At 40.2% G+C, this 12,215-nt stretch carries 12 protein-coding genes, 1 tRNA gene and 1 rRNA gene; 6 read left to right on the forward strand and 8 right to left on the reverse strand.

What is annotated here, in order from left to right; genetic code table 11:
- Positions 1-916: ribosomal RNA gene (locus V7783_RS15495) — 16S ribosomal RNA — on the reverse strand; the annotation flags it as partial.
- Between the two features lie 695 nt (positions 917-1,611).
- On the opposite strand from V7783_RS15495, the gene V7783_RS15500 reads away from it, so the two are divergent.
- Genes V7783_RS15500 through arsJ form a run of 4 tightly spaced genes read left to right on the forward strand, consistent with a single transcriptional unit; the run spans position 1,612 to position 5,203 of the window.
- Positions 1,612-2,451 (forward strand): metalloregulator ArsR/SmtB family transcription factor, encoded by an 840-nt coding sequence (locus tag V7783_RS15500; protein ID WP_335679483.1) that lies wholly within the window; start codon positions 1,612-1,614, stop codon positions 2,449-2,451.
- Positions 2,452-2,465: 14 nt separating this feature from the next.
- Positions 2,466-2,957 (forward strand): phosphatase domain-containing protein, encoded by a 492-nt coding sequence (locus V7783_RS15505; RefSeq protein WP_335679484.1) that lies wholly within the window; start codon positions 2,466-2,468, stop codon positions 2,955-2,957.
- 16 nt (positions 2,958-2,973) lie between these two features.
- A complete protein-coding gene (locus tag V7783_RS15510) occupies positions 2,974-3,984 on the forward strand; it encodes an ArsJ-associated glyceraldehyde-3-phosphate dehydrogenase (RefSeq protein ID WP_064668623.1) in 1,011 nt (336 codons plus the stop codon).
- Positions 3,985-3,988: 4 nt separating this feature from the next.
- Complete coding sequence (gene arsJ, locus V7783_RS15515) at positions 3,989-5,203, forward strand: organoarsenical effux MFS transporter ArsJ (RefSeq protein ID WP_335679485.1); 1,215 nt, start codon at positions 3,989-3,991, stop codon at positions 5,201-5,203.
- Here arsJ and V7783_RS15520 read toward each other — a convergent pair.
- A complete protein-coding gene (locus tag V7783_RS15520; protein WP_335679486.1) occupies positions 5,197-5,964 on the reverse strand; it encodes an EAL domain-containing protein in 768 nt (255 codons plus the stop codon). The genes arsJ and V7783_RS15520 overlap by 7 nt on opposite strands.
- Before the next feature lie 159 nt (positions 5,965-6,123).
- Between V7783_RS15520 and V7783_RS15525 the strand changes: the two genes are divergently transcribed.
- Entirely contained in the window at positions 6,124-6,543 is a 420-nt protein-coding gene (locus V7783_RS15525) for a BLUF domain-containing protein (protein ID WP_335679487.1), read from the forward strand.
- A gap of 232 nt (positions 6,544-6,775) precedes the next feature.
- Entirely contained in the window at positions 6,776-7,195 is a 420-nt protein-coding gene (locus V7783_RS15530) for a hypothetical protein (RefSeq protein WP_335679488.1), read from the forward strand.
- 109 nt (positions 7,196-7,304) lie between these two features.
- On the opposite strand, the gene V7783_RS15535 is transcribed toward V7783_RS15530, so the two are convergent.
- From V7783_RS15535 to V7783_RS15560, 6 genes are all read right to left on the reverse strand, one after another.
- Positions 7,305-7,706 (reverse strand): hypothetical protein, encoded by a 402-nt coding sequence (locus tag V7783_RS15535; RefSeq protein WP_335679489.1) that lies wholly within the window; start codon positions 7,704-7,706, stop codon positions 7,305-7,307.
- A gap of 209 nt (positions 7,707-7,915) precedes the next feature.
- Positions 7,916-7,992, reverse strand: a tRNA-Ile gene (locus V7783_RS15540).
- Between the two features lie 282 nt (positions 7,993-8,274).
- The gene (locus V7783_RS15545) at positions 8,275-8,625 is read right to left on the reverse strand and encodes a low molecular weight protein tyrosine phosphatase family protein (protein WP_335679490.1); all 351 of its coding nucleotides are present in this window, start codon (positions 8,623-8,625) and stop codon (positions 8,275-8,277) included.
- Complete coding sequence (gene prfH / locus V7783_RS15550; RefSeq protein WP_335679491.1) at positions 8,625-9,281, reverse strand: peptide chain release factor H; 657 nt, start codon at positions 9,279-9,281, stop codon at positions 8,625-8,627. Before prfH ends, V7783_RS15545 begins: the two co-directional genes overlap by 1 nt.
- 2 nt (positions 9,282-9,283) lie before the next feature.
- Positions 9,284-10,468 carry an RNA ligase RtcB family protein gene (locus V7783_RS15555; protein ID WP_335679492.1) on the reverse strand — a complete coding sequence of 395 codons (1,185 nt, stop codon included), beginning with the start codon at positions 10,466-10,468 and terminating at the stop codon, positions 9,284-9,286.
- A gap of 355 nt (positions 10,469-10,823) precedes the next feature.
- Positions 10,824-12,008 (reverse strand): NAD(P)/FAD-dependent oxidoreductase, encoded by a 1,185-nt coding sequence (locus V7783_RS15560; protein WP_335679493.1) that lies wholly within the window; start codon positions 12,006-12,008, stop codon positions 10,824-10,826.
- Positions 12,009-12,215 lie beyond the last annotated feature (207 nt).

Here is a 12,215-nt window from a genome sequence, read left to right on the forward strand (position 1 = left end):
GAGCAGTATACTCACAGCGATGAATTTGGTGAGTTACCCGCCGTGTTATACCGTAAGTCTGTCTGATCAAACGCAGACCTCCAACGGCTAGTAGACATCGTTTACGGCGTGGACTACCGGGGTATCTAATCCCGTTTGCTCCCCACGCTTTCGCACCTCAGTGTCAGTATCGAGCCAGTCAGTCGCCTTCGCCACTGGTGTTCCTTCCCATCTCTACGCATTTCACCGCTACACAGGAAATTCCACTAACCTCTCTCGTACTCTAGTGAGTCAGTTTTGAATGCAGTTCCAAGGTTGAGCCCTGGGCTTTCACATCCAACTTAACAAACCACCTACGCGCGCTTTACGCCCAGTAATTCCGATTAACGCTTGCACCTTTAGTATTACCGCGGCTGCTGGCACTAAATTAGCCGGTGCTTCTTCTGCGAGTAACGTCACAGCTAGCAAATATTACTTACTAACCTTTCCTCCTCGCTGAAAGTGCTTTACAACCCGAAGGCCTTCTTCACACACGCGGCATGGCTGCATCAGGCTTTCGCCCATTGTGCAATATTCCCCACTGCTGCCTCCCGTAGGAGTCTGGGCCGTGTCTCAGTCCCAGTGTGGCTGATCATCCTCTCAAACCAGCTAGGGATCGTTGCCTTGGTAAGCCATTACCTTACCAACTAGCTAATCCCACTTGGGCTAATCTTTTGGCGTGAGGCCCGAAGGTCCCCCACTTTGGTCCGTAGACATCATGCGGTATTAGCAGTCGTTTCCAACTGTTGTCCCCCACCAAAAGGCATATTCCCAAGCATTACTCACCCGTCCGCCGCTCGTCAGCAAAGTAGCAAGCTACTCTCTGTTACCGCTCGACTTGCATGTGTTAGGCCTGCCGCCAGCGTTCAATCTGAGCCATGATCAAACTCTTCAATTAAAAGTTTTTTCTGTCTTCTCCCATAAAGAGAGCCGACACGCTCAATGAATTCTGAATTTATTTAATATCTTTCGATATTGAATTGACTGTGCTGAATAATTATTAAAATAACTATTCTGTTGGTCACTCAGCTTCTCTTTCGAGAAAACACATTGAGACTCTAAATTTTGTGTCTTACTACCTAAGTAGTTCGACTGTTAGAACTCAATCTGTACGAGTGCCCACACAGATGATTGCTTTATATTGTTAAAGAACGTTGCGATTAAAGCGCTTTGCTTTACGTCGCTAGGGCTGCGCATATTACGCTTTCCTATTTTTTTGTCAACACTTAATTTTAAACTTTCTAAAAAATCTAAACTCAAGTTTTACTCGACTTACTAAGTGACTCTTGCCTCGCTAAGCGTTGCTGTCTGCCGTCTCAGTGGGGTCGCATTATAGGGCGCCGCGAATTTTACGCAAGCGTTTTTATGAAGTTTTTTGTATTTAATTAGCATTTGGTACGCTTTTCAAGCGAACGGTATAAAAACACAGCTAAACTAGTCACAAAACAGCCCCAAGAACCAAGTTAACTTCATGGCTGACTAAGATTCCCCCTAATAAAAACTAAAATTATTACTTTAGAAAGCACATTCACACTTGAATATACATAAAATCGAATATACACTTTATCGTATATTAAATGTAAGGCGTTATTTATGAGTAATCAAACTTCAACTAAACGTTCTGTTTTATTTCTTTGTACTGGTAACTCTGCTCGCTCGCAAATGGCAGAGGCATTACTTCGTCACAAAGCGGGCGAGCTATTTGATATTTCCAGTGCAGGCACGTTACCAGAATTGATTGACCCTCGTACCTTAGATGCGCTTGAAAAGTTTGGTTTGACTATAGATGACCTTAAATCTAAAAGTGTCGATGAGTTCTCAGGCCAAGAGTTTGACTTTGTTATTACCCTTTGTGATAAAGCAAATCAAGAATGCCGTAACTTCCCTGGCGCCAAAGCACAATTAGCTTGGGACTTTCCTGATCCTAAAGAGCGACGCTGTAATAACCCTTTTGCGACCACATTAAGTGAATTAAATAATCGCTTGTCGATGTTTCTACTTTTAGAAAGCAAAAACCAGCCTAATAATAAGACGGCATCAAGCCAGCGTATCGATGAACAAATCTCTGAACTTGATACCGTTACTATTGATCCTATTTCATTTTATAAGTGCTTAACTGACGACATACGCTTAAAAACCCTGATGCTGACTAATTATCACGGTGAACTATGTGTATGCGAGTTAATGGAAGCGCTACAAGAAGACAGCCAACCAAAAGTGTCGCGTAATTTAGCTGTTTTAAAGCGAGCGGGTGTTATCACAGATAGAAAGCATGGCCAATGGGTGTTCTATCGTATTAACCCGGACCTACCTATATGGATCAAAAAAGTGCTCAGTGAAACAACTGAAAACAACCTCACACTGATAGCTAACAACCTAGACCATCTCGCGAACATGCGTAACCGTCCAAGTAAAACCGGCTTTTGTCGCTAATCTAGGATTTTACAATGCAACTTCACCCGTTTGACACATTAACTTTAGATAATGGCGCAAAGCTTATTTTTACGCCCTGCCCTGGTACCAAACAAGCATCCCTCGAAGAGTCAGTGATCACACTTAAGCAAGCCGGCACCCGCATGCTACTTACACTAATGTATGACCATGAGATTGCTAAAAATAACATTGAGCAGCTATCCACTATTTGCGCAGAGCATGATATCTCTTGGCTGCAACTGCCTATATTAGATGATGATGCCCCCGATAAAGAGTTTGAAGCGCAGTGGTTACAACATAAAGAGGCCATTCTAAACGCACTAAAGAACCAAGCAACTATTGCGGTGCATTGTAAAGGCGGCACTGGCCGCACAGGTTTAGTGATTGCGCTTATTTTATTAGCCTATGGCTGGCCTGCGGCGCGCATTGTTGAACACGTGCAATTGATCAGACCCAAAGCATTAATAAACACACAGCAACTAAATTACTTTAACTCGCAATTATAAAATTAAGGACTTAACCATGACAATAAAAGTAGGTATTAACGGTTTTGGCCGTATGGGCCGTTTATCAATGCGTGCGGCTTTTGATTGGGATGATATAGAAATCGTTCATATTAACGACCCTGCAGGTAATGCTGAAACGTTCGCCCATTTAATGACATTTGATTCTGTACACGGCAAGTGGCATCACGAAGCAAGCCACACCGACAATGCCATTATTATAAACGGTAAAGAAATTGGCTTTAGTCAAAATACTAAAACACAAGAGACTGATTGGTCACAATGCGATGTGGTAATTGAAGCTTCTGGTAAAATTAAAACAAAAGCACTACTGCAAGCTTACCTAGATCAAGGCGTAAAGCGCGTTGTTGTGACAGCTCCGGTAAAAGAAGACGGTATTTTAAATGTTGTAATGGGTGTAAACGACCACCTTTATAATAAAGATACTTACCCAATCGTCACGGCGGCATCATGCACAACCAATTGCTTAGCTCCTGTGGTTAAAGTTATTCATGAAAAGATTGGTATCAAACATGGTTCAATCACCACGATACACGACATAACCAATACTCAAACAATTATTGATGCCCCACATAAAGACTTACGCCGTGCGCGCTCATGTGGCACAAGTTTAATTCCTACCACTACAGGTTCAGCAACAGCTATCACGCATATTTTCCCTGAGTTAAAAGGCAAATTAAACGGTCACGCGATTCGCGTACCACTTACTAATGCATCTATCACTGATTGTGTGTTTGAACTTGAGCGTGGCACAACGATTGATGAAGTAAATACCTTACTAAAAGATGCAGCCGCAGGTGAGCTTAAAGACATCATGGGCTATGAAGAACGCCCGCTAGTGTCTATCGATTATAAAACTGACCCTCGTTCAAGTGTTATTGATGCACTTTCAACCATGGTGATCAACAACACACAAGTAAAACTCTACGTGTGGTACGACAATGAGTGGGGTTATGCAAACCGTACAGCTGAACTTGTGCGTAAAGTTGGTTTAGCAGACAAGGAATAAAACCGTGGATCGATTAAAAGCTCTTCCGCCACAAATAAAACAATACTTAATAATTACCGGTAATTATTGGGCGTTTACCCTTACTGACGGTGCACTGCGTATGCTTGTAGTGCTGTACTTCCACCAGCTTGGTTACAGCCCACTCAGCATAGCGATGTTATTTTTGTTTTATGAAATTTTTGGTGTGATCACTAATTTAGTGGGCGGATGGCTTGGCGCTCGGTTCGGCCTCAATAAAACCATGAACATTGGCTTGGGCTTACAAATAGTTTCTTTAGCCATGCTCATGGTACCTGTTGATGCCCTCACCGTTATTTATGTTATGGCAGCACAGGCACTATCTGGAATAGCCAAAGATCTCAACAAAATGAGCGCAAAGAGTGCGATAAAACTCCTAGTACCAAAAGATGCGCAAGGCCAGCTATATAAATGGGTGGCTATTTTAACCGGCTCTAAAAATGCACTCAAAGGGGTTGGCTTCTTTTTAGGTGGCTTGTTGCTTAACTTACTGGAGTTCCACGGCGCAATTCTTAGTATGATCATTATGCTCACTGCGGTCTGGCTATTTAGCCTCTTTGCTTTAAAAGAAGACTTAGGCAAAGCTAAAAATAAAGCCAAATTTAGTGAGCTGTTCTCAAAAAGCAAAGCAATAAATGTACTCTCTGCTGCACGGCTATTTTTGTTTGGTGCTAGAGATGTGTGGTTTGTAGTGGCACTACCAGTATTTTTAGCTGCAACATTTGGCTGGGAGCATTGGTGGGTTGGTGGCTTTATGGCAAGCTGGGTTATTGGTTATGGCATAGTGCAATCTTTTGCGCCTGCTTTTACTGGTAAAAAGTCTGGGCAAGTACCTAATGGTCGTAGCGCCTTTTTATGGGCCAGTTATTTAACCGCCATACCAGCATTAATTGCCATCGCCCTGTGTTACGACTTTTATATACAAACAACTATTATTATCGGCTTACTGCTATTTGGCGCTGTATTTGCTATTAACTCATCATTACACAGTTACTTAATCGTTAGCCTCGCCAACAGTGATGGCGTATCGTTAGATGTAGGCTTTTACTATATGGCCAACGCCATGGGCAGGTTGATAGGTACAGTGTTATCGGGCTGGGTGTATCAACAATATGGACTTGAAGCCTGCTTATGGATCTCAAGCTGCTTTATTGCGCTGGCAGCCTTACTGTCATTGGCGTTACCAAAGAGTGATCAATAGTCAATAAAATCAACGGTTGGTAAACTCTCAAAGCCAGGTTTAGCAAATAAATACCCTTGCATTAACTCAATACCTGCGGATTTTAGCCATGTATATTCTGCAAGGGTCTCAATCCCTTCAGCTAGCGGAGTGATATTTAGATCACGGAGCATATTTAAACTATGGGTAACTATTGATTGGCGTATTTTGTCTGAGTCAATATTACGGATCAGTTCCATATCGAACTTAATAATATCCGTTTGAAAATCAGCTAATAAATTAAGTCCCGAGTAACCAGCTCCAAAATCATCCGTAGCGGTTGTAAAACCTAATGACTGATAGTACTCAACGACTCGCTTTATGTGTGCGCTATCCGTAATTTTTTCAACTTCGGTAAACTCAAACATAATTCGCTGCGTAGGAAAGTTATATTTTTTAGCTGCTTCTAAGGTGGTACGAATACACCGCTCAGGCTTATAAATAGCATTGGGTAAAAAATTGATGCTAAGCATAGAATCAACTCCCAATTCAGCGGCTAAAGCAATCGCTTTTATCCGACAAAGTTGATCAAAAGTATAACGGTTATCCTCATTTACTTTTGAAATAACAGAATAGGCAGACTCACCATTAATCCCACGCACAAGGGCTTCATAGCCAAAAATAGTGTGCGCCTTACAATTTATAATTGGCTGAAATGCCATTGTGAAATCAAACCCTAAGCTTGCTTCGTCTTTACAGTTATTACAAAAGATTTTTTCACACTCTGTTAGTTTGTCATTCATGTAATAAAACCCGTTTTAGTCTAATTTATTAGCCTAGTTGAATTAAAAGAGAAAACCAGCCTTACCTTAACTCTGCCATACAGAGTTAAATTGTGAGCGCTTTATTAAATCTACGTTATAGTTAATTGCACTAATGAACTTTATTTAGAATTGTAGCCTATGTTCCTCACACGACTTATTTACGCTAGCACAAAAACAGAGCACTTCAACCCGGCCTCGCTGGAAGAAATCATTGAAAAAGCAGCATCAAATAATGAGAAAAACGATATAACTGGCATGCTCTGTTTTAACCGTAACTATTTTTTGCAGTGCATTGAAGGCTCTCGCACCAACGTAAATAAAACCTACAATAAAATTCTAAATGACAAAAGGCATACACAAATCATCCTACTCGACTACAGCGAAATAAATACTCGCGAATTTTCAAACTGGTCAATGGGCTATGTACCTACTTCAAAGCTAAGTGCCCAAATTAATTTGAAATTTTCAGGATCAAGTGAATTCAGCCCATACAAAATATCAGGAGCTAGCGCGTACATGATGATGTTAGAGCTTAAAAAATCATTACCATCAGTTTAGTAAAGCATAGCTAAACAGTTATAAATATAGAATTAATGTATTTGCTTCTAGTACTGACGTAAACAAGTAAAGTATCTCTTTATCACTGCATTGTATTTTACTATGCAAATCCCCCCTAACGCTGCACTTTGAATAATAGAAACCATGTTTCAAGCCCCCAAATATGGAACACTTAATGCATTAACTTTTTAAATCAAAGAACTTGTCAACTTTTTGCCGCTCGGGACACGCAATGAACCTAACAAATATACCTTCATCACTTCTTACAGATCCAAACTATTTAAAGCAAATACAAGCAGGCACACAACAAACAAATGACAAAGAACAGCTAACTTCTTCCACTGAAGTGGAGAATAACGATGAAAACACGGCTGAAAATAAAACTGACAACAATGAGACGGTAGAAAGTACACAGCAACAAATGATTAAAAACATTAAAGAACTGCAAGAAAAAATACGCGCACTTGAAGCTGACAGCAGCCTTTCAACAGCAGAACAACAAGCACAAAAAGCTGAATTACAAAAAGAGTTAGACAAAGAGCTGGTTACGATCCAACTTAGCGTAAAAAAGAACGTATCAACCTTGATGGGAAGTTTATTTACGTCTGCAGGAAACACCAGCTCAGGTTTATTGTTTAATCACAGTGCTTAAAACTGTTTTTAACATAGCAATGAGACATAATAAACTCATAATGAGTGTCACTAGCTTTAGTGACACTCATTACAAAAAATGCAAAGCTACAACACATCTAACGACTGATTTATTTACTTTGTTTGTCAGAGACTAGTTTTTGTAACCAATAACCATCGTGCTTCTCAAAAATATTAAGCCCTTCTTTGGTCTTGACTAAAATATTATTACCAACAGTAGTATAGTAAAGTGGGTTTGGATCAATCGATATTAATGCATGTACTCTGCCTAGCATATCATCTGAAAGATGTTGCTCTAAAATGCTAACGTCTTTAATGCCAATAGTGATGAAGTCATATAGCTGTTTAGTAGTTATCTCGGATTCTATTTTTTGTACTGAGGCATCTGCGACACCCACACAATTTGTATAAAAATCCATTCCCAACATAGTTTGTTTGTTTTCACATAACGATAAGTCTGAAAACTGTGCAAAACATGTACTTGGGAGTAATAAAATTAATAACTTTTTCATCGAGCGATCTTAATTTTATTTGACATAACATTCCCTCATTTAATAAAAATAAAAAGGTACATCAATTTTTTTTTACTTTCCACGCTTGAATTATTTTGCCGATTAGAAACAGGTAATAGTTAGTCACCTTTTGCAATTTTAAAAAGTAGCACAGAGGTAACACAGTATAATTTCTGTTAGTCGGTATTTACTTGGAAAGCTTTGAAAAGTGGTGGCCCCTCCCAGACTCGAACTGGGGACCTAACGATTATGAGTCGTGTGCTCTAACCAACTGAGCTAAGGGGCCATTTTGTATTAGCTTCTGTTTTTTTGAACAAAGGCTAAATTTTTGAAGCGTTTAACCACCACAGCGGTTAAAGCGGGTTGCAGTATAAAAAGTTTTTACTGGCTTGTCACTAGCAAAAACCTTTATTTTAACAATCAACAAGCTAACTGCTCAAATTGTAGTCGCAAAGAGCTTTTATTGGTGACTAAAGCCATTCACACGAGTACTTATATCACGTAAGAACGACTTTAGTCGCGAATGTTTTATCTTGTTCGTACCGATTCACAAAAAAGATAAAAAACGCTACGCTAAAGTTAGCCCTAAATAGCTGCCAACGCTTTGTTTTATAATGCTTACTAACTCTTTATCCATATATTGGTATTCATCAGCAATATCTAATACTTGAATATCTTTATACGTTAATAAATATCCAAATTGCGCTTTAAGTCTATTTTTGTGTTTTTGCTCCATAACAAATATGACATCAGCCCATTGCATCATTTTGGCATTCACCGTTCTCTTTGCATTAGGACTGGTGCCTGCTGAGCTAACAGCGAGCTCTGGGTGGTTTTTCCATACTTGTTCACCCGTTGGGCTTCGCCATTGATTGCGACTACATATAAACAGCACATTTGTTACGCTATGTTCCTTCATTAATTATATACTCCTTCATTAACTGAGCAGTCATGGTTTAAAGCAAACTTTTCACCTATGAATGTTTTTACAGGATTACCACGTTCAACTTCCCAGTGCTGTTGCCAACGTACTGTTTCTTGCTGAGCCATTTTGTCTAATGCTAGTTGCTCTAGTTTTTGAAACAACAACACACTTGCTAAGCGCTTATTGGCATGCTGACTACGCTCACTTTCAACACGTACCGAAATACCCGTTGCTGTGTGGGTTGCTCTGACCGCTGAATCAGTGGTATTAACATGTTGACCGCCTGCACCAGACGCGCGACATGTTTGAAAAGTTACGCCTTTATCAAGCTTACTTTCATCAATGTCGAACAGTTGCCCACTAAAAAACCAGTTTTTACGTTTATGCTTAGGCCGATACTGACTTTGACACACCCACAACATAGTACCTTGCCATGACTGAGCTAATTGCTTAGCCTTGCTATTGGCTGTTGAATCAAGTTGCAATAAAATCGATTTTAAACAGTCTCGTTCGGTTGCGCTAACAGCCTCAATAATCTCAAGCTTTACACCTTGTACTAGGCATTGTTTTTTAATCTTTTTTAACGCTAAACTGACAGCTTTACAGCACTCAATAGGTCCTTGCCCTGCTGATAATTGCAGTAATATCATGATCAACAACCTCCATTTGTTTTGAAGGTTAAAACGGGTCGTAACTTAGCGACCACTTCTATTAACCCTGCATCAACCATGTCACTTATAACCGTTTCACATTTTTTGTACGCTTGGGGTGCTTCGTCGTATAGCAATTCTTTATTACCACAAATAACTCTGCTACCTAACGCTGTACGGTATAAATCTTCGCGCTTATATTTATGGCCTAATCGGCCATGGCATTCACCACGTTGCCATTTACGCCCCGCGCCGTGCGCAAGTGAAAATAAACTGCTATTGATACTTTCCTGCACAGCTAGATCATTATCACTCAACGCTGTAAATACTGGTTTTACAAGATAACTGTAATCACCACGAGAACCAGGGATCACTACATAACCTTTATCACTCGGTGTTGCACCTTTTCTGTGTAACCAGCCATCGCAACCATTAATATTTTTAGCCGATACTAAATTATGGTTAATATCTAAGGTACACTCACCATTGGCTCGTATAGCCTCTAAAAACCGCTTAGCAATCAACTCACGATTAAGCTCTGCAAAGCGCACCGCTTCATCATGCTTGCTCATGTAATCTTTAAAGTCAGCATCACCTTCACATAAGCCATCGTGATTATGACCCGCTATATGTTCAACCAATATTGATTGCCCTAACCCACGCGAGCCTGAATGAACCAATAATTGAAGATGCTTTTTACTTAGCCCTAACTCATCTAAGGCACTTTGATTGTATATCTCATCAATAGCTTGAAACTCAGCAAAATGATTACCGCCACCAATGGTGCCCAAGGCACTATCATAACCCTTGGTAGTAATATTTTTTGCCGCTTTGCTACTTTCTATGATTGAGAGCCAACTTTCATCGAGTGGCAGCTCAATATGTGTAAATTTTTTGGCAAGTTTATCTAGATTTACTTTTGCTACTTTTGCTGTGGTTTGCCACAGCGCCATACCACAGCCAATATCGTTACCCACTAATGCAGGGTAAATTTTGTTGGTAGTGAAAAATGCAGCCCCGATAGGATACCCTCTACCTGGGTGTAAATCAGGCATGCCCGCAACACGTTGCATACCATTTAACTCTGATGTTTTGATCAGTTGCTGTATTGCCAGCCCTTCAATCCACGTATCAGCAGACGCAATAAGGCTAACTTTATCAGTTATTTTTTGGACGGATTTGCCCATAATACCAATTCCTTTTTCTTTGTTAGAAAAATAGGATTAAAACGAAATACGAATTGGCAGGTCTGGATCTATTTTGAAATCAAACGAAAGGAACGCGTTTAAACGCAATACTTACCTAAATGTACTTAATATATAACAGCGTGTTTAAGTAACAAGTTTCTTATCGGATAAGACCTGCAAAGGATGTTGATGTAATTGTCATAGTATTTTCTCCTTCACAGTTAGTTGATGAATCCAACACTTAGGGTAAGTGCTGAACAATTGAACGAGCGCATGTTAATCTGTTGTTGAACATAAAGCAAACACAAAATTATGCTATGTTTGCTTTATTTTCGATATATTCTAATTTTTGTCACTAACAATACTGCCCTGCCGCGAAACCGCAACTCCAAGCATATTGGAAGTTATACCCCCCCAACCAACCTGTTACGTCGGTAACTTCACCAATAAAATACAGGCCCTGGGCTTTTTTCGCTTCAAAGGTTTTTGAACTGAGTTCGTCGGTGTCTACACCGCCTAGGGTTACTTCCGCTGTGCGATAACCTTCGGTGCCGTTGGGTTTAATTTGCCAGTTATGAATGTAATTAGCGAGCTCGTCAATTTGGCTATGGGTGAGCTGGTTTACATTGCAATCTGGAATGGCTTTACTTTCGTGAAGTATTTCAACGAAGCGTTTTGGTAAAATAGTGGCGAGGCTATTTTTTAATGATTTTTGTGCTTGGGTTTCTCGCCATATTGCTAGTTGCGCTGTTAAATCAAGCTCTGGTAGCAAGTTGATGGTAACTGCTTGCCCTGCTCGCCAAAATGAGCTGATTTGTAATATGGCGGGGCCTGATAAACCACGGTGAGTAAACAGGATATTTTCTTTAAAACTTGTGCCGTCTTCACTACTGACGATACAAGACACGCTAATACCCGATAACCCTTCAAAGCGGTCTTTATCATGTTGATGCAAAGTAAATGGCACAAGTGCTGCCATGGTTGGTAATACTTTTAAGCCAAATTGCTCAGCAATTTTATAGCCTATTGGTGTTGCGCCTAATTTTGGCATGGTTAAGCCACCAGCGGCAACAACCAGTGACTCACAGCTGTATGATTGTTGCTCGGTGCTCACTAGATAGCCAGTATCTGTTTTTTCAACACTTAGCACTTCGTTACGAAGCGCCACATTCACACCAGCCCACTCGCATTCAGTTAATAAAATATCAACGATATCTTGCGCGCTGTTGTCGCAAAATAATTGCCCAAGGGTTTTATGGTGGTACGCCAAACCGTGTCTGTCTACCAGCTCGATAAAATCATGCTGGGTATAACGGCTTAAACACGATTTAACAAAGTGTGGATTACCACATAAATAGTTTTCAGGGCTGGCATTTTCGTTAGTAAAGTTACAACGTCCGCCGCCGCTAATGAGAATTTTACGGCCCGGCTTTTTGCCCATATCAAGTACTGTAACACTGCGGCCACGGTAACCTGCTTGCGCTGCACACATTAAACCTGCGGCGCCGGCACCGATCACTATTACATCTACTTGGGTCATTTGTTCGTCTCATCAGAAAATTTCTGCAATTGTAGCAAATTTAAAAGTACAAACTGAGCGGTATTTCACTATTTAATTATTAACAATAAAGGGTGAAAAAATAAATCCCCTTTCTGCGAACCTACAAATTAATTAATACTTTATAACCAATAAAGTAGCATAACAAAAACCATAAAAGCGTATTTAGCCATATAAACATCCTCATAT

Source organism: Pseudoalteromonas sp. (assembly GCF_036960685.1).
Taxonomy (GTDB): Bacteria; Pseudomonadota; Gammaproteobacteria; order Enterobacterales; family Alteromonadaceae; genus Pseudoalteromonas.